This is a genomic window from Daejeonella lutea, from assembly GCF_900168015.1.
In the GTDB taxonomy this organism is placed as follows: Bacteria; Bacteroidota; Bacteroidia; order Sphingobacteriales; family Sphingobacteriaceae; genus Daejeonella; species Daejeonella lutea.
Map to the genome: position 1 here is coordinate 35,923 of NZ_FUYR01000003.1, position 18,904 is coordinate 54,826.

General features: G+C 41.7%; 18 protein-coding genes. 6 read left to right on the forward strand and 12 right to left on the reverse strand.

Annotation, left to right across the window (positions count from 1 at the left end; all coding sequences use genetic code 11):
- The first annotated feature begins 230 nt into the window (after positions 1-230).
- Genes B5X60_RS13745 through B5X60_RS13755 form a run of 3 tightly spaced genes read left to right on the forward strand, consistent with a single transcriptional unit; the run spans position 231 to position 3,175 of the window.
- The gene (locus B5X60_RS13745; protein WP_079703304.1) at positions 231-446 is read left to right on the forward strand and encodes a FeoA family protein; all 216 of its coding nucleotides are present in this window, start codon (positions 231-233) and stop codon (positions 444-446) included.
- Between the two features lie 3 nt (positions 447-449).
- Positions 450-2,564, forward strand: coding sequence for a ferrous iron transport protein B (gene feoB / locus B5X60_RS13750; protein WP_079703305.1), 2,115 nt, complete (start codon positions 450-452; stop codon positions 2,562-2,564).
- A 2-nt stretch (positions 2,565-2,566) separates the two neighbouring features.
- Positions 2,567-3,175, forward strand: a complete 609-nt coding sequence (locus B5X60_RS13755) for a SprT family zinc-dependent metalloprotease (RefSeq protein ID WP_079703306.1) — start codon at positions 2,567-2,569, stop codon at positions 3,173-3,175.
- Positions 3,176-3,364: 189 nt separating this feature from the next.
- On the opposite strand, the gene B5X60_RS13760 is transcribed toward B5X60_RS13755, so the two are convergent.
- The gene (locus B5X60_RS13760) at positions 3,365-5,347 is read right to left on the reverse strand and encodes an alpha-ketoacid dehydrogenase subunit alpha/beta (protein WP_079703307.1); all 1,983 of its coding nucleotides are present in this window, start codon (positions 5,345-5,347) and stop codon (positions 3,365-3,367) included.
- Between the two features lie 126 nt (positions 5,348-5,473).
- Positions 5,474-6,853: a LutB/LldF family L-lactate oxidation iron-sulfur protein gene (locus B5X60_RS13765; protein WP_079703308.1), complete on the reverse strand. Its 1,380-nt coding sequence runs from the start codon at positions 6,851-6,853 to the stop codon at positions 5,474-5,476.
- Between the two features lie 157 nt (positions 6,854-7,010).
- Between B5X60_RS13765 and B5X60_RS13770 the strand changes: the two genes are divergently transcribed.
- Positions 7,011-7,664 (forward strand): hypothetical protein, encoded by a 654-nt coding sequence (locus B5X60_RS13770; RefSeq protein WP_079703309.1) that lies wholly within the window; start codon positions 7,011-7,013, stop codon positions 7,662-7,664.
- A gap of 165 nt (positions 7,665-7,829) precedes the next feature.
- On the opposite strand, the gene B5X60_RS13775 is transcribed toward B5X60_RS13770, so the two are convergent.
- From B5X60_RS13775 to pdxA, 10 genes are all read right to left on the reverse strand, one after another.
- Complete coding sequence (locus tag B5X60_RS13775) at positions 7,830-9,434, reverse strand: M28 family peptidase (RefSeq protein WP_139377485.1); 1,605 nt, start codon at positions 9,432-9,434, stop codon at positions 7,830-7,832.
- Between the two features lie 22 nt (positions 9,435-9,456).
- Positions 9,457-9,891: a ribose 5-phosphate isomerase B gene (gene rpiB, locus B5X60_RS13780; protein WP_079703310.1), complete on the reverse strand. Its 435-nt coding sequence runs from the start codon at positions 9,889-9,891 to the stop codon at positions 9,457-9,459.
- Positions 9,892-9,938: 47 nt separating this feature from the next.
- A complete protein-coding gene (gene tatC, locus B5X60_RS13785) occupies positions 9,939-10,814 on the reverse strand; it encodes a twin-arginine translocase subunit TatC (RefSeq protein ID WP_079703311.1) in 876 nt (291 codons plus the stop codon).
- A gap of 142 nt (positions 10,815-10,956) precedes the next feature.
- Positions 10,957-12,297 (reverse strand): acetyl-CoA carboxylase biotin carboxylase subunit, encoded by a 1,341-nt coding sequence (gene accC, locus B5X60_RS13790; RefSeq protein ID WP_079703312.1) that lies wholly within the window; start codon positions 12,295-12,297, stop codon positions 10,957-10,959.
- Positions 12,298-12,387: 90 nt separating this feature from the next.
- Positions 12,388-12,867, reverse strand: a complete 480-nt coding sequence (accB, locus tag B5X60_RS13795; protein WP_079703313.1) for an acetyl-CoA carboxylase biotin carboxyl carrier protein — start codon at positions 12,865-12,867, stop codon at positions 12,388-12,390.
- Positions 12,868-13,035: 168 nt separating this feature from the next.
- Complete coding sequence (locus B5X60_RS13800; RefSeq protein ID WP_079703314.1) at positions 13,036-14,022, reverse strand: beta-ketoacyl-ACP synthase III; 987 nt, start codon at positions 14,020-14,022, stop codon at positions 13,036-13,038.
- 15 nt (positions 14,023-14,037) lie between these two features.
- Positions 14,038-14,973, reverse strand: a complete 936-nt coding sequence (plsX, locus tag B5X60_RS13805) for a phosphate acyltransferase PlsX (protein WP_079703315.1) — start codon at positions 14,971-14,973, stop codon at positions 14,038-14,040.
- Between the two features lie 12 nt (positions 14,974-14,985).
- Positions 14,986-15,177 (reverse strand): 50S ribosomal protein L32, encoded by a 192-nt coding sequence (gene rpmF, locus B5X60_RS13810; protein ID WP_079703316.1) that lies wholly within the window; start codon positions 15,175-15,177, stop codon positions 14,986-14,988.
- Between the two features lie 19 nt (positions 15,178-15,196).
- Positions 15,197-15,730: a YceD family protein gene (locus B5X60_RS13815; protein WP_079703317.1), complete on the reverse strand. Its 534-nt coding sequence runs from the start codon at positions 15,728-15,730 to the stop codon at positions 15,197-15,199.
- Positions 15,731-15,875: 145 nt separating this feature from the next.
- On the reverse strand, positions 15,876-16,931 hold the full coding sequence (gene pdxA / locus B5X60_RS13820; protein WP_079703318.1) for a 4-hydroxythreonine-4-phosphate dehydrogenase PdxA: 1,056 nt from the start codon (positions 16,929-16,931) through the stop codon (positions 15,876-15,878).
- A 253-nt stretch (positions 16,932-17,184) separates the two neighbouring features.
- On the opposite strand from pdxA, the gene rsmA reads away from it, so the two are divergent.
- Both rsmA and B5X60_RS13830 read left to right on the forward strand, forming a co-directional pair.
- Positions 17,185-17,964 carry a 16S rRNA (adenine(1518)-N(6)/adenine(1519)-N(6))-dimethyltransferase RsmA gene (rsmA, locus tag B5X60_RS13825; RefSeq protein ID WP_079703319.1) on the forward strand — a complete coding sequence of 260 codons (780 nt, stop codon included), beginning with the start codon at positions 17,185-17,187 and terminating at the stop codon, positions 17,962-17,964.
- Between the two features lie 6 nt (positions 17,965-17,970).
- Entirely contained in the window at positions 17,971-18,894 is a 924-nt protein-coding gene (locus tag B5X60_RS13830; protein WP_079703320.1) for an NAD(P)-dependent oxidoreductase, read from the forward strand.
- The last annotated feature ends 10 nt before the right edge of the window (positions 18,895-18,904 follow it).

Genomic DNA, 18,904 nt, shown 5'->3' on the forward strand with positions numbered 1-18,904 from the left:
GATTGTTTTGAGTTTAGGATCCTGCAGTATTTTCAAAAAGGGTTGTAAGTGTCCTAAAATTAGCAAGTACCAAGCGACAAGCTTAAAAATTAATTAAGCTCTCGGGACCAAAATTGTGGGCAATGATCGCCTCCTTGGCAATGTAAATTTTATCACATCTTTCAGCAATGGCCTACCCTTTATTTGGAATTAATTCAAATAAGCTTTATTTTTGTATATAATTCGCAGCTATGAAGCTTTCACAATTAGAACCAGGTCAATCAGGGATAATAAAGGAATTTACTGACCTCGAGATGTCTATCAAATTGATGGAAATGGGGTGTCTGCCGGGGGAATCAATTGTTGTAGAACGCATAGCTCCGCTTGGAGATCCGATGGCTATTACTGTTTCGGGATACTCACTCAGCCTCAGGAAGCATGAAGCTTCAACCATCATAATGCAATAATAGGTGAGTCAGGATTTAAAAGTTGCATTGGTTGGAAATCCCAACTCTGGAAAATCCACGCTTTTTAATGTTCTTACCGGGCTCAGTCAAAAAATCGGGAATTTTCCTGGTGTTACTGTTGAAAAGAAAGAAGGCTTTACAAAACTTCCTGATAATCGTTCTGCCCGAATAATCGATTTACCCGGCACGTACAGCTTTTACCCGAAAAGCAGGGACGAGCGGATTGTTATGGATGCGCTTGCTGATAAGACCAGTTCTGTACATCCAGACCTTATAGTTTTCGTTGCAGATGCCTCTAACTTAAAGAGAAATCTGTTGCTGTTTTCTCAGGTGGCTGATTTGCGAATTCCGATCATAATTGCTCTGAACATGATGGACCTGGCATCACAGGCTGGAATTGAGATCGAAGTAGATGAACTTGCTCTAAAACTTGGAGTCCAGATAGTGCCTATTTCAGCGAGGAAAGGTGAAGGTATCGATCAGTTAAAGATGGCGATCAGCCAAAGCAGTTCAATCCCAACGCAATTCAGTTCTATAGATGTCCCGTCGCTGGCACCAGACCTTATTCACGCAATTCGAAGGGATCTTAATATACCTTATCCTTACGTCGCACTTCAGCTTGCCCATCAGCATGAGCAGCTTTCATTTCTGTCGTCGGAGCAAAATAAAAGGATAGAAGAAATAAAAAGTGAATTCTCTTTCCATTCACAGCAATCTCAGGCAACTGAGACTATAGGGAGGTATAATTTTATAAATGACGTCCTTTTTGACACTGTTAAATTAAACAGCGATCCCGGAAAGGAAACTATGAGTAACCGGATAGATAATATCCTTACACATAGGGTATTCGGATTCGTAATATTTTTTGCGATCCTTTTCCTGATCTTTCAATCGATCTTCGCGTGGTCGGAGTATCCAATGTCTTTAATTGAAAGTCTGTTTGTTTGGATGACAGATATCGGCCATCAATACCTGCCCGCGGGTGCGTTTGCTGATCTTATGATTGATGGAGTTTTGGCTGGCCTAAGCGGCGTCCTGATTTTTATTCCGCAAATCGCTATTCTCTTTGCTTTTATTTCCATTCTGGAGGATACAGGATACATGTCGAGGGTTACTTTCATGATGGATAAGATCATGCGAAAGGTGGGTTTGAGTGGGAAATCAATAGTGCCAATGATTGGCGGTTTCGCATGTGCTGTTCCCTCAATTATGAGTACGCGTAATATTGAGAACTGGAAAGACAGGATGATTACCATTATGGTAACCCCACTTATTGCTTGTTCAGCACGCCTGCCAGTTTATACTCTACTGATATCGATGGTTGTACCTGACCAAAAGGTTTGGGGCTTTATTAACATGCAGGGAATAGCCTTAATGGCTTTATATGTGCTGAGCATTATCAGTGCTATCGTTGTGGCCTGGGTTATGAAGGTGATTATTAAATCGCGTGAACGCGGTTATTTCATCATGGAGCTGCCGGTTTACAGAATGCCCAGATGGAATAATGTTTTGCTTACGATGTATAAAAGTGTAAAAGCTTTTGTGTTCGAAGCGGGTAAGATCATCATCGCCGTTTCTATAGTATTGTGGGTATTATCGTCGTATGGACCTTCGGGACGTTTCGATGCGATTGATGAAAAATATAGCTCAGTGACCATCGCCCAGGAGTACCCCGCGGATGACATTTCCCGAATGGTTTCTTCAGAGAAACTGGAGAACTCGTACGCTGGTCTGATTGGGAAAGCTATTGAGCCGGTCATCAAGCCCTTAGGCTTTGATTGGAAAATAGGTATTGCACTCATCACTTCTTTCGCTGCCCGCGAAGTTTTTGTCGGCACGATGGCAACAATTTATAGTGTCGAGGCCGATGATTCAAATTTGGCATCAGTTCGAGATAAAATGTTGTCGGCAGAAAATCCGGAAACAGGACTGCCTGTTTTTACGGTGGCGGTGGCATTCTCATTGATGGTATTTTACGCCTTTGCTATGCAGTGCGTTAGTACAATAGCAATTGTTTACAGGGAAACAAAGAGCTGGACCTGGCCAGCGATTCAATTTGCTTACATGACCACACTAGCTTATATTGCGAGCCTGATCGTGTACCAATTATTAAAGTAAATTTGGATAAAGTCAACGTACTTAGTAATTACCTCCCGGAAGGAGCTGCTCCGGTTATTGCCCGTTGGATAGATTATTTTAAGTGTGAATTTAAGATATCGAGGGGGAGAAGCACAAAATATGGAGACTATAGACATCCATATAAAGATGAGGGCCATCGTATCTCTGTCAATTACAATTTAAATCCCTATGCATTCTTAATTACCACCGTTCACGAATTTGCGCACCTGCTTACCTGGAATGAGCACAAGCGTAAAGCCAAACCCCATGGCCTTGAGTGGAAGAGTAATTTCAAAAGAATGATGAAGCCGTTTTTTGAACAAACTATATTTCCACCTGATGTGAAGCAGGCGATAGTTAGCTACCTTGAAAATCCCTCAGCTTCCAGCTGTACAGATTTGAATTTATTCCGGGTTCTGAATCGTTATGATAAAAAGCCTGAGGGCGTTGTGCATGTGGAGAAGCTTCCGATCAATAGCCTGTTTTCAATAAAGAACAAACGGATTTTTAAGAAAGGAGAGTTGGTTAGGAAAAGATATAAATGCGTAGAAATTAAAACTGGCGCTGTGTATCTGTTTAACCCGCTTGCAGAAGTAATGGTGGTTAATTAGGTGGCGCTGTGTTAAGTCAAGTTTGATATAGGCAGGTGAGCTTTACATTGTGTGCTAGAGCAAATGGAGAACGTATATTTTAAACGCAAAGATCGCCAAGGTTTTCGCAAAGAACGCAAAGCAGGTTTAGCAAAATCACTGTTCATTTGTCTCTACTCAATGTTCTTTGTTCCTTGCTCAATCGAATGTCTAATAATTCAGCAGGCTGCTAATTTGATCGTGAAGTCTCGCCTTTGCCAGAAAGTTATCCTCCAAAGCTTTGTTCATTGGTATAGCAGTATCGAGACTTGCACAGCGCTTAACGGGAGCATCCAGATATTCGAAACAATGTTCTGCAATATGAGCACTGATCTCTCCCCCAAATCCGCCAGTTAACGTGTCTTCATGAAGAATAAGTACTCTGCCTGTTTTTTTAACTGAAATTTCGACGGCATTTTTATCCCAGGGCTGTAAACTTCGAAGATCAATTAGATCTGCAGAGATTTCCTGATGCTCATTTAAATACTCAATCGCCCAATGTACACCGAGTCCATAGGTAATAATGCTTATTTGTTCACCTTGCCTTAGCATTTTCGCCCTGCCAATTTCGATCGTGAAATAATCGTCGTACACGGGTTCGGCTATCGCACGGTAAAGATATTTGTGTTCAAAGAATAAAACGGGGTTAGGGTCATCTATAGCGGCAGATAAAAGGCCTTTTGCATCCGACGGAAAAGCCGGATATACAACTTTTAGTCCTGGCGTTTTTGTAAACCAGGCCTCATTACTTTGTGAATGAAACGGCCCGGCTCCAGTTCCAGCACCCGTTGGCATTCGTATCACGACATCAGCTTTCTCCGCCCATCTGTAATGAGTTTTTGCCAAATTGTTTATAATCTGGTTAAAACCGCAGGTGACAAAATCTGCGAATTGCATTTCCATCACCGCCTTGTATCCTTTTATTGACAGGCCCAGCGCTGCGCCGACAATTGCTGATTCACAAATTGGGGTATTCCGTACTCGTCCCTTACCAAATTCTTCAACAAATCCCTGAGTGATCTTAAAAGCACCACCGTATTCGGCAATGTCTTGCCCCATGATGACAAGTTCAGGAAATTTTTGCATGGATTGCCTCAAGCCATCGCTTATGGCATCTATATAACGTTTATCCGTCTTAGTAGCGTCGTCGGCGACTTCAATTGCAGAAGGTGAATATGGAGCATACATGTCAGTAACTTCAATACTAGTGTCGGCGACAATTTCATCTTCAGCGAAAGCTAATTCTATTTCTGCATCAATCTCAAGTTTAAATTCCGCGCGAATTTCACTTACGAGTTGCTGATCTAAAATTTGTTCGTTCAGAAGATACTCTTCAAAGTTTTTAACCGGATCCTTCTTCTCCCATTCCGTAAAGAGCTCCTGCGGAATATATTTTGTTCCTGAGGCCTCCTCGTGCCCTCTCATTCTAAATGTCATGCATTCAACGAGCACTGGCCGGGGCTTTTCCCGGATGTCCAAAGCAATGTCGTTGATGGTGTGATAAACTTCAAGGATGTTATTTCCATCAATTTGATGGCCCTCCATACCATAACCTATTGCACGATCCACCAGGTTTTTGCAGCGATACTGCTCATTTGTGGGGGTAGATAGTCCGTAGGCGTTGTTTTCAATTATAAAAATCACAGGAAGGTCCCAAACCGCGGCCACATTTAAGGCCTCGTGGAAATCACCCTCGCTCGTTGCACCTTCCCCAGTGAATACCAGCGTTGCATTTTTCTCATTTCTCAAGGTATCAGCAAGTGCTATACCATCGGCCAAAGCCAGCTGCGGACCCAAATGGGAGATCATCCCCACAATTTTATACTGCTGAGTTCCAAAGTGGAAGGACCTGTCGCGGCCTTTTGTGAATCCTGAACTTTTGCCCTGCCATTGGGCCATTAAGCGGGATAGTGGAATATCCCTGCTGGTAAAAACACCCAGGTTACGATGCATTGGAAGTATATATTCTTCAGGGCGCATGGCAAGGGTTGTCCCAACAGCAATAGCTTCCTGGCCAATCCCTGAGAACCATTTTCCAATTTTTCCTTGTCTTAGAAGAATAAGCATCTTCTCCTCGATCATTCTTGGCTTAAGAAGATTCTTATAAAATTTAATCAGAGTTTTATCGCTGAGGTCTTTGGGATCAAAATTCATTGGTTTGGGCTATGGGCTGTGAGCTATCAGCTATGAGCTAAAAATTAAGATGTTTAATGTTCTAAAAGTCTCTCACGACTGAGAATGCGTTTAAATTGAATTTTTGAAATTTTTCAGGTTTCAGTTTCAGTTTTCACCTCTTTCCGTCCATTGTTTACTGAATGATTGCTTGGATACCCCGGGTAAGTCCCTATGTTTTCCCCAACTCTTTTTGAAAAACGTTTTCAGAAGTATATTTTTTAAACCACCCCCCAGCATATCCATCATTTTTCTTTTCATCATGCCCATTTTCCATCCTTTCCATCCAATGCCTTCCGACCTTGGGTTTAATCCCGCATTGACGGAATCTCTGCGGTTTAAAAGGAGCATTTTATGAATGTCGATTTTTACCGGGCAAACTTCAGTACATTTTCCGCAAAGGCTTGATGCGTAACTTAGGTGCTTGAACTCCTTCATTCCGGCCATGTGTGGTGTGATGATTGATCCAATTGGCCCACTATAGGTGGTTTCGTAAGTATGGCCTCCAATATTTTTGTAAACGGGACATGCATTTAAACAGGCCCCGCAACGGATGCAGTACAAACCCTGACGCTGATCTTTTTGCGCAAGAAGATTTGTTCTGCCATTATCCAATAGTATGACATACATCTCCTCCGGTCCGTCAGATTCGTTTGGCTGTCTTGGTCCGCTCAGAATTGTATTGTAAACTGTGAGATTTTGTCCTGTGCCATGTGTTGCAAGCAAGGGCCAGAATAGGTCCAGATCCGCCATCGAGGGAATAATCTTCTCAATACCAACGATTGCAATATGGATCTTCGGGAAAGTAGTTGTTAATCGGGCGTTACCCTCGTTTTCGGTCAGGGCTATACTTCCCGAGTCCGCTATTAAAAAATTTCCGCCTGTGATGCCTACATCTGCGGATGTGTATTTTTCCCGGAGTAACTCTCTGGCTTTTAGTGTTAGCTGCTCGGGGGTGGCATCGATAGGGGTGTCGAATTTTTCATTAAAAAGCCTTGCGATATCTTCTTTGCTAAGGTGCATCGCAGGTGTAACAATATGGTAGGGTCTTTGACCGAGTAGCTGGACAATATATTCACCAAGGTCGCTTTCAACTGTTTCTATGCCATTGTGCTCCAGAAATTCATTTAAATGAATTTCTTCGGTGACCATTGACTTCGACTTAATTACATTCTTTGCATTAACTTTTCTCAGGATATTCAGAACTTCATTATTAGCCTCTGCCGCATCATTTGCCCAGATAACCTTGCCACCCCGGCGCTGAAAATTGGATTCGAATTCAGGGAGGAGCTTGTCGAGGTTCTCCATCACCTTCCATTTAATTGTATGAGCTTTACGCTTTGAGTTTTCAAGGTCGGAAAATCTGGAAAGACCTCTTAAAACGGCGGTATCATACTTGCCAATATTATTGTTGATGATACGCCTGTGATCCAGATCAAAGGCTTTATCCTCAGAAGTGGAAACAAATTCAGATGCCAAAGTGCTCATGTTGCGAATTTAGTTATTTTGGGTGTTACCGCAGGTATGGTTTTGATTTCATTAGCGATTTTTAGAATCCAATGGACACTCAATTTTTTAATCTTTTATTGTAACTCTTCCTCAGGTTCTATCGTCTATCTGTTATCAATTATCAAATACTTTTGTTATGAAATCTATAACCACACTTATTTTGCCAGTTATTCTGGTATTAACGTCATGCAATGCTAACGTATATAAAGACAAATCTTTTTTCTCAAAAGCAAATCTAGATGGCCAAACGCTGGCGGTTCTTCCGGCGGAAGTGACCTATACCGGCAACTTGCCAAAAAATTGGGACGATGCTCGAATTTCTAGAATGGAAAATGAAGCTAGCTCAAGATTGCAGCAGGAAGTTTATGAGGATTTTCTCTACCATGCGTCAGATAGGGATATCAGGAAAAAATATGGAATAAAGCTTATTGATATTAAATTAGTTAACGATCGGCTTGAAAAAAGCGGAATTTCATTTAAGGATTCGTGGACTATGCCTTCTGAAGAGATAGCGAAGATAGTGGGAGCAGATATGGTAATACGTGCAAGGGTAGAAAACATCCGCTACATGTCTCAGGCCGCTGCTACGGGAATTAATATAGGGGCTTCTGTTATTGAAGGTTTGCTGAATAAGGGAAATAATACGACAGTCGGTGTTCCAAGAACTAGATCTGGTGAAACCGATATGGACCTTTCCTTATATCATCATTCGCAGTCACAGGCAATTGTGCGTTTCGATGCCGAACATCGCTTAAGGACAAGTAAGCTGCCTGTATATGTGAGGAATTAGAGAAGCAGGAAGCAATAAGCAGGAACAAGGAACCAAGAGCAAAGAACCAAGACCGTTAATGCTTAGTTGACGATTTTGGTCCTAAAAAAAAACATCGTTCAATTTTATTTGAACGATGTTTTTAAGTCTATGATTATTATCAGCTGTCAACCGTCAACTGACGAATTATCTCGAGTTAGGCATATCATTCTTAACGTCAACTACCGGCCTTTTATCCCTGTTTGCAAGATCCCAACCAGTAAAGAATACAAGTTGTGCGCGTTTGGTTAGCAAGGGGAAATTGATTTTCTTAAACTCGTCAGAAGGCTTGTGATAATCCTCGTGAACGCCATTGAAATAAAACACGATCGGCACGCCATGCTTAGCAAAATTATAATGATCTGATCGATAGTAGATCCGTTCAGGATCTTTTGGATCGTTATATTTATAATCAATTTTCATTTTAGTGTATACCGCATTGGCATTTTCACTAATCTTATGCAGATCTGTACTAAGTTTGTCTGAACCAATCAGATAACAGTAGTTCGCTGAATCAGCGGAGCCTTTATACTCTTCTCCGACCCGTCCAATCATGTCGATATTCAGGTCAGTAACGGTGTTTGCCATTGGAAATACTGGATGCTCTGAATACCACTCAGAACCCAGCAATCCCTTCTCTTCTCCGGTAACTAAAAGGAAGAGAATGCTTCTTCTAGGTCCTTTACCCTCTTTCTTTGCTTTAGCATAAGCTCTCGCTATTTCCAGAACGCCGGTGGTGCCTGAGCCATCATCATCTGCACCATTGTTAACTTTATCTTTTCCACCGTCTGTCGTCAATCCGATATGGTCGTAGTGTGCTGAAAAAACTAGTACTTCATTTTTTAAATCGGAGCCTTCTAAATATCCTAGAACGTTTACCGACTTTACATCTTTCAACGAAGGACCATAGTTCATGTTTATGTCCGACTTCAAAGTTTGAGTCTGTGCAGCGCCGCTATTATCAATAGATGATTTTAAGCCGTCAAAAGTTTTCCCGGAGTTTTTGAGTATAAGGTTGGCAGTTTCTGGAGTGATGTAAACGATCGCTGCAGATCCCGGACGGGTAGAAGGAGCAGTGTTTTCTTTTTTCAAACTCAATCTGCCCGAAGCCGGACGATATTGTTTTAGCGAATTACTTACATCCGGGCTGACAGCCAGAATTAAAGCAGGGCCTTTGCTCATGATATTCTGCAACCTTTTGCTACGGCTAGTTGTCCAATCCGAAGGAGTTGCGGTTTTACTGATCACCGATACTCCATTTGTCATCGGCTCTCCTTTATTGATCAGCATCACAACTTTGCCCTGAATGTTTGAATTTTTCAGATCATCGTAATTGTCAGTAGTGATACCATATCCCGCGAATACAATATCGCTTGCAGTGATTGTTTTTGAGGCACCGCTTCCTGTAAAGATAAAGTCTTTACCGATGGTAAGATTTGTCCCGTTAGCAGTAAATGAATTAACCTCAAAAGCAGTTTCTACAAGAGGTACGTCCTGAAAATAAGAACCATTTACCGGAGCAGTAAGTCCCAGTTTCTTGAATTCTCCGGCAATGTAATCTGCAGCCTTTTGTCCGCCAGCTTTCCCCGTTTCCCGTCCTTCAAATTTGTCCGAAGAAAGGATCTTTAAATGTTTTTTAGCAAGTTTTGGAGTAATTACTCCCGCATATTTTTGTGCAACGGGGTCCTGTGCAAAAGTATAGCTGGAAATCCCCAAAACTAGTACTGCCCAGAGTGATTGTTTAATATTCATTGGTTGTTTGGTTAGTTTAATATTAGCAGGATATCTTATTGACCCTGTTTGCATGACGTCCGCCCTCGAACGTTGAATTTAAAAATTTAAAAGTAATTTCCTTTGCTAATTCTGTAGATACAAACCGCGCCGGAATACAGAGAACATTCGCATTATTATGGCTTCGCGCAAGTTCAGCGAGTTCGCCATTCCAGCAGATAGCTGCCCGGATTCCCTGATGTTTATTCGCTGTTATCGCCACCCCATTAGCACTTCCGCAAATTAAAATGCCCAGATCAAACTCTTCATTTTCCACTGCGCTCGCTACGGGATGAGCGAAATCCGGATAATCTACAGAATCCGTACTATAAGTTCCAAAGTCTTTAACGGTATATTCTTTCAGGAATTCTATAAGAATACTCTTGTATTCAAATCCGGCGTGATCGCCGCCTATTGCGATGCTGATCGGGTTATTCATCAGTTGAAAAAATTAAATTATCAAATAAAATCTGGTCAAGAGTATTGTTAATTTTTATAGAATTCAAGTTCAGCCTGTTTTTTTCGACGCTCAACCCTTGCCGAAACATATATACTTGCTTCATAGAGCAAAAATAAAGGTAAGCTCACGGTAAACATGGTAATGAGATCAGGAGTTGGTGTGACTACTGCCGCAATGATGAGAATAATGACTGTTGCGTAGCGACGCGATGATCTCATAAATGCTGGCGTCATTATTCCAAGTTTTGACAGGATGAAAATGATGACTGGGAGTTCGAAAGTTATACCCGCTCCAATAGTAAGGGTAGCTAAAACGGAGAAATATGAATCTATATCAATGTTGTTGTTTATGATTTCACTAACTTCCCAATTTGCGAGAAAGTTTATGGATAATGGTGATATTATATAATAGCCAAAAAGTACCCCTGTAACAAACAGCAATGAGGCCCAAAAAACGAATCCACTAGCAGATTTTCGCTCATTTTCATGAAGGGCGGGTTTTACAAATCGCCAAATTTCAAAAAGAAGATATGGAAACCCGAAAACGACACCCAACATCAATGAAGAATTCAACTGGAGGGTGAATTGTCCACCTAATTGAGTGTTTATTATAATAAAATCAAGTTTTTTTACGCAAAAATCTTCACCGAGATTAAATTTTTCTGTGACCGCGCACATCATTCGATATGTCCAGAAATCAACCTGTCCTGGTGCCATTATAATCTTCTCGAAAATAAAGTCGTAAAGGCTATATGCAGTAATTGCGAAGACGATTACTGCTATGGCAGCCCTAATAAGATGACCACGCAATACATCAAGATGATCAAAAAATGACATCTCAGCTTCGATAGTTTTGCCTTTTTCTTTGATTGCTTTAACCAGATCAGTTCGTTCCTTGCTCATAATTTTCTAAAACAAAAATACCATTCTGTTTGATTTGAGAATGGTATTCTTAGGATATTTAATCGACATCAGTTTATTTGTGACAGTGTATTTGTAACGCCCGGCAAATAATCTAACAGTGCATTCAATTGCTTTTATTCTACTACTCTGTAAGGTCAAAACTCTCCATGAACTTAGTGGTGAAATTACCTGCCCGGAAGTTAGGGTCTCTCATTAAGCGTAGGTGAAACGGAATCGTCGTTTTCACACCTTCTATTACAAACTCACTCAGCGAACGTTCCATGGTGCTTATTGCTTCTTCACGGGTCTGCGCCACGCAAATTAGCTTTGCAATCATTGAATCGTAGTTAGGAGGGATCTGATATCCCGCGTAGACATGAGTGTCTACACGAACACCATGTCCTCCGGGGGAATGAAAGTGTGTAATCAATCCAGGAGAAGGTCTGAAATTATTGAATGGATCTTCCGCATTTATCCGGCATTCAATAGCATGCATTTCAGGAATATAATTTTTACCGGAAATTGGGATTCCTGCGGCTACTTTGATTTGCTCTTTGATAAGGTCGAAGTTGATAACTTCTTCTGTTACCGGATGCTCAACCTGAATCCGGGTGTTCATTTCCATGAAATAGAAGTTGCGATGTTTATCTACAAGAAACTCAACAGTTCCTGCTCCTTCATAGTTCACAGCCTGGGCTCCTTTTATAGCAGCTTCACCCATTCTCGTCCGTAACTCCGGAGTCATAAATGGGGAGGGAGATTCTTCCACCAGTTTTTGATGACGTCTTTGAATAGAGCAATCTCTTTCAGATAAATGGCAAACTTTCCCATACTGATCGCCGACAACCTGAATTTCGATGTGTCGTGGATCCTCAACGTATTTTTCAAGGTAAAGCCCGTCATTGCCAAAAGCTGCAGAAGATTCTTGTCTTGCAGAATCCCATGCCGGTTCAAATTCCTCATCGTTCCAAACAATCCGCATCCCTCGGCCACCACCACCAGCTGTTGCTTTGAGTATAACTGGGTAGCCTATTTCATTTGAAATTTTTATTCCTTCTTTAACATCAGTCAGCAAGCCTTCAGACCCTGGAATTGTTGGAACACCAGCGATCTTCATTGTTTCCTTAGCGGATGCCTTATCACCCATTCCATTGATCTGCTCTGCAGTAGCGCCAATAAATTTGATTCCGTAATCGTGACAAATGGCAGAGAATTTGGCATTTTCGGATAAAAAGCCGTATCCTGGGTGAATTGCATCTGCATTTGTTAATTCGGCAGCAGAAATGATATTTGGGATGCTCAGGTAAGAGTCTTTACTTGCGGGCGGCCCAATACAAACGGCCTCATCGGCAAAGCGTACATGTAAGCTGTCCCTGTCAGCCGTTGAGTATACCGCGACTGTCTTTACACCCATCTCTTTACAGGTACGAATGATCCGTAAAGCGATCTCACCACGATTTGCAATAAGTATTTTCTTAAACATAGATTTCTTTGTCGGTATATGTGAACTTAAATGGCAGAAGCGTGTTTCGTTTAACGAATCTCGTTTCCCGCAACTCGTTTCTCATCACGATTAAGCCGGTTCAACCAGAAATAAGGGCTGATCATATTCCACCGGGCTCGCATTGTCGACTAATATTTTAACGATACGTCCGCTTACTTCAGATTCAATTTCGTTAAACAATTTCATCGCTTCAATGATGCAAAGCACCTGGCCAGATTTAATTTCATCTCCAACATTTACAAACAGAGGTTTATCGGGGCTTGAGGAACGATAAAAAGTGCCAATCATTGGCGATTTCACAGTAATGTAGTTAGAAGAATCATCTTTTGCTGGTGCCTGCGGAGCCGCTGGTGCACTCGCTGGTGCCGCTGCCGGTGACTGAGGTGCAGCGCCAATTTGTGGCGGAGGTGCTGTGACCGCTGCGGTAACATAGGTCGGTGCCTGATTCGTCTTTATGGTAATTTTAAACTCTTTCTGCTCAATTGATACTTCATTTACTCCAGATCTGGAAACAAACTTGATGAGTTCCTGAATTTGTTTAATATCCATTTTTTATAGTTTAGTTTTCGATTAGTCTAAATTTATAATAATTTCAAGTATGAACCCGAATTTGAGTGATAAAAGTACAGCATCGCTTTTAACTTTCAACTCTTCACTTTCAACTATTTAGTAAGCTGGGTGGACACTGTCAACTGTCAACCCTCAACTTTCAACTGATTAATAAGCCCACTTCAAATAAATAGATCCCCAGGTAAATCCTCCGCCAAATGCTGCCAGGATAAGGTTATCTCCTTTTTTGAGCTTTTTTTCCCACTCCCACAAACATAAAGGAATAGTACCATTTGTGGTGTTTCCATACTTTTCAATATTGATCATTACTCTCCCGGGGTCAATTCCCGTCCGATTGCTGGTAGCATCAATAATTCGTTTGTTAGCCTGATGTGGGACAAGCCAGGCAATATCATCAGCTTTAAGATTATTCCTTTCCATCACTTCGGCAGCAACATCTGCCATATTCGTAACTGCGAATTTGAAAACCGCCTGGCCTTCCTGGAACAGAAAATGCTCGTCGTTGTCGACAGTCTCGTGACTTGCGGGCCTCAAGGAACCTCCAGCTTTTTGATGAAGATATGGGCCGCCGGATCCATCACTTTTAAGGATTGAGTCAATCACTCCATATCCATCAGTATTTGGCTCAAGCAAGACAGCTCCGCAGCCATCACCGAAAATAATACAGCTCTTACGGTCTTTATAATTAATGATGGATGACATTTTATCTCCCCCAACAACCAGCACTTTTTTATGTTTACCTGCTTCAATAAATTGTGATCCGGTAGCTAAGCCAAATAAAAAACCCGAACACGCAGCGTTCAGGTCATATCCCCAGGCATTATCAGCGCCAATTTTATGAGCCAGCACATTGGCTGTAGCCGGGAAAACCATGTCCGGGGTAGTGGTACAGAAAATGATCAGATCAATCTCGGAGGCGCTGATTCCCCGCTTCTTCAGTAATCCATTTACAGCTATGACAGCCATGTCTGACGTTCCCAAATTACCTTTGAGGATTCGGCGTTCTTTAATGCCAGTTCGCGTGGTGATCCACTCATCGTTGGTTTCGACCATACCCTCCAGTTCTTTATTTGTTAAAATATATTCTGGTGCGTAGCCATCAACAGCTGTTATTGCAGCATGGACTTTTGACATAATATTTGGGGATAATTATTTAAACGCTTCTTTGATCTTATCGACAAACTCTGCTTCAATCATCGTTCGGCAGAGCAGGACCATATTTTTGATTGCTTCAGGACTGGAAATACCGTGACCGATCAAAACAGGAGCATTTACTCCCAGGATCGGACTTCCGCCATACTGCTCGTAGTTGAATCTGTCAAAAAATTCGTCTTTGAAGCCTTTCTTAAGGGTAAGGATATAAAAAGTTTCAGCTAATTTGAGCATAACATTGCCTGTAAATCCGTCGCAGACTATAACATCTGCCTTGTCATTGAACAGATCACGGCCTTCAATGTTTCCGACAAAGTTCAGGTTAGTTTTTTGAAGCAGCGGGAAGGTTGCCTGAGTAAGGACATTGCCCTTTTCTTCTTCCTCACCAATATTCATTAAAGCTACCTTGGGATTTTGGACATTATACACATGTTCGGCATATAAGCTGCCTAAAATGCCAAATTGCGCTAATACATCCGGTTTGCAGTCTGCATTAGCTCCAACGTCGAGCATGATGCCAAAGCCGGATTTTAGTTTCGGAACGTTTGTAGCAATTGCCGGACGAATTACCCCTGCAACAGGCTTAACGCTGAACATTGCGCCGACAAGCATGGCTCCGGTGTTTCCTGCAGAGGAAAATGCATCGATGTGCCCGTCTTTAAGGTGCTGAAAGCCTAGACTTATACTAGAATTAGGTTTTTGAAGTACAGCTTTTGCCGCATGTTCACCCATACCAATCATTTCTGTGGTATGTATATATTCAAAAACTTCAGGGTCGATCCCGTTTTCGGAGATCAGGGGTAAGGCTTGGTCCTTATCGCCAAAAAGAACAATCTTTTGACCTGGCAATAAGGCTTTTTGGGCTTCTATAGCTCCCAAAACAGTAGCTTTGGGAGCGAAATCTCCGCCCATTATATCTAAGCCAATCTTCATTTCTGAGAGATCTTAGGCTACAGACGTACTTTCAATAACCATTTTACCGTTATAATATAAGTTGCCATCAACTGTATACGCACGGTGAGGTAAATGTACTGCACCTGTAGTCTGGCAGGTAGTTAAACCTGGAGCCACGGCTTTATAGTGGGTTCTTCTTTTATCTCTTCTCGATTTAGAGATTTTCCGTTTTGGATGTGCCATCTTTTCCTATGTATTAATTTTACTTTTTAATATTTTTCAGTGCTTCCCAGCGGGGGTCAACATCCTCTGATTCTTCACCCGAGCCGCCCGATAGCTCTCTAAGTTTTTTTATCATTTCCTGGTCACACCATTCCGTGTTACCCTCGTCATCGCAGCGGTTAATATATGGTACCGCCAGATTAATATACTCATAAATCAATGATGCCACATTGATCTCGTTCTCATTCTTTGTCAGGACAATGATCTCTTCTGTATCTTCTTCGAGATCTACATTTCCTGTAAATTTTGCAATCTGACGTTCGTCAATTTCTACCTGATAGGGGTAGTTACCCAGACAAACATCGCAACCCAACATCATCTCTCCCGAAATACGAAAATGCAGGATCATCATAGTCTCCTGTTTTTCCAATTCCAGATCAACTTTCAACTTCCCGCTTTTAACCAGGGAATATTCAAATTCTCTGAAAAATGTATCGTCAACTTCAAATTCAAATTGATGAACTCCAAGTTTTAGTCCGGTATACGGAATGCTATATTGCTGTAACGATTTCAAAGCACGCCAATTGAGCCTGCAAATTTACGAAAATTTATTTAGTTGGGAAACAGTTTTTAAAAACAGGAACCAGGAAGCAAAAATCGAGAACCATGATGCTTCCCAAGCGGCCTCGAGAAGTGGTACAAATCAATTCTAAGTATCGCTAATCACGGTCTTTTGAAAACTTACTGAGTTTTAATGGGTTTGAGCTGAGTTCAACGCTTTCTCGTCTTCGCTCAACGATATTAATTGCGGTGAAAAGGGCCTCACGGAATGAACTCTCGGAAGCCTGATTTTTTCCTGCAATATCATACCCAGTGCCATGGTCGGGTGAAGTGCGGACCACAGGAAGCCCCGCGGTGAAGTTTACACCGTTATGAAATGCAACTTGTTTGAATGGAATTAATCCTTGATCGTGGTACATCGCAAGAACCGCATCAAACTGCGAGTATGTATGAGCTGCAAAGAACCCATCGGCTGCATATGGGCCAAACGCAAATACGCCCTTGGCATTTGCTTCCGTGATAGCAGGAATAATAATCTCCAGTTCTTCCTTACCGATAAGGCCATTGTCACCTGCATGGGGATTCAGGCCAAGAACTGCAATTTTCGGTTTTTGGATCCAGAAATCTTTTTTCAGACTTTCGTTCATCAGTGCAAGCTTAGAAACAATTTTCTCCACGGTGATCTTTTCCGGGATTTCCTGTACCGGGATATGACCTGTTACAACGCCGACACGAATATCTTCACTCACAAGAAACATGAGCGAATCGGGCGAATTTGTTTTCGCCTGAATATACTCGGTGTGACCTGCGAACTGAAAATTTTCGCTTTGGATATTGTGTTTATTTATTGGCGCAGTTACGATCGCATCCGTGTTTCCAGCGATCAGATCATCAAGCGCCTTTTCAAGTGAGATAAAAGCATATTTTCCGCCCGTTTCGGTAGTCAATCCAAGTTCAATCTTTACATCCTCCTCCCAGCAATTGATCATGTTAGCTCGTTTATTTTGAGCCATTGAAGCATTGCTGATGACATTAAAATTGAATTCGTTAATGGCCATGGTCTTGCGATGGAACGAAGCAACTTTGGTATGGCCATAAACGATCGGGGTGCAATAATCGAGGACACGGTTGTCCATCAGGGTTTTTATGATGACCTCGAGGCCGATACCATTTACGTCGCCAATTGAAATACCTATTTTGATTTTATCGCTCATGCCTTTGTAATATAAGCTCACTGATTAATTAAAAGCCAGATAGCCTTTTTATGTACGCAAATTAAAGACTTTAATCTGTAAGTTGTACGTTTTACATAATAGGTTTTACGTCTATTGAGAGCCGGAAGCATAAATCTTTCTCCGGCAACGGATTTTGAAAATCCGAATATTTGTGCATTTAAAAGGCAACTTACAAACTAAATCGTTTAAGGTATAACTCTGCTAATTCCCTACCTTTGTGTAAAACAACCAAATGAGCTTAGTTAAGGCAAAAAAGCACCTCGGCCAACATTTTCTGACCGATAAGAATATCGCAGAGAAAATTGTCAATAGCCTTAAATCAAGCGATCACTATTCTGATGTCTTGGAAGTCGGGCCCGGTATGGGAATCTTGTCAGACTTTTTGTTGAGTAGAGATAGTCCTCGGGCTCATCTGATAGATATTGATACTGAGTCATATCATTTTTTGAAGAAAAAGTATCCACACCTCGGAGAGAGGCTAATAAATGGCGATTTTCTTGAGCTTGACTTCAAAAAAATTTTCTCCGGGAAACTTGGTATAATTGGTAATTTCCCTTACAATATCTCGTCTCAAATCCTCTTTAAAATATTGGATAACAGGGATCAGGTGGTTGAACTTGTAGGGATGTTTCAAAAGGAAGTTGCTGAAAGATGTGCGGAGAAGCCAGGTAGCAAGGAATATGGGATACTGAGTGTTTTCCTTCAGGCTTATTTTAAGGTTGAGTATTTATTTTCTGTGAAGCCCGGAGTCTTTAATCCTCCGCCAAAAGTTACTTCGGCTGTCATACGCTTAACACGCAACGAAGTTGGGAAACTTGATTGTGATGAGAAACTATTTTGGCAGGTCGTTAAAGCCGGTTTCAATCAGCGACGGAAGACTTTACGTAATGCTTTGTCAGCATTGGTTAGTAAAGAAACTATGCAGGATGACCCCCTCCTGGAACTTCGGGCCGAGCGTCTGAGCGTGAATGATTTCGTCAGGCTTACGAATTTGGTTAGTGAATCACGATGAATAACAATGGATAGAAAGATACTCATTGCCGATCAACTTCATCCGGTATTTAAAGAACGCGCTGAGAAGTTAGGATATCTATGTGATGATATGCCGGGGATTACCCGGGCAGAGACCTTGGATATACTTAAAGATTATTCAGGTATCGCTATACGTACAAAATTTCTTATAGACAGAGAAATTATTGATGCTGGCACCAAGCTCAGATTTATTGCCCGTGCCGGCGCAGGTATGGATAATGTAGACGAAGAATATGCTATTTACAGAGGGATCACTTGTATAAACGCTCCGGAAGGCAACCGGGATGCAGTCGGTGAACATGTGATTGGAATGCTGCTAAGCCTCTTAAATAAGTTGCAGAATGGCGATCACCAGATCAGGAATGGCGTTTGGGATCGGGAAGGCAATAGAGGATTGGAGCTCAAGGGCAAAACTGTGGCAATAGTTGGATATGGGAACAATGGAAGGAGTCTTGCGCGCAAACTAAGCGGTTTTGAAGTCAATGTAATTGCCTACGACAAATATAAAACTGGATTCAGTGATGCCTATGCAACTGAGGTCAGCATGGAACAAGTAGTAAAACAAGCGGATATCTTGAGCTTTCATATCCCATTAACCCGGGAGACAAAACACTTATTTAACGATGAGTATCTTTTTCATTTCAAGAAACCAATTGTGCTGCTAAATGCTTCACGCGGGGAAGTTGTAAATACGCAAACGGTGGTTAAAGGTTTAAGCGATGGAAGAATATGGGCTGCCGGATTGGATGTCCTAGAAGTTGAGAAATTTCCTGACCTCGCTGAGCAAAATTGGTTTAATGAATTAAAAAAAAGCGATAAGGTTATTTTGAGCCCCCATGTGGCTGGTTGGAGTGTTGAATCTTATCGTAAGATCTCAGAGGTACTCGCTGAAAAGCTCAAGCTTATCTAAATCATTCAGG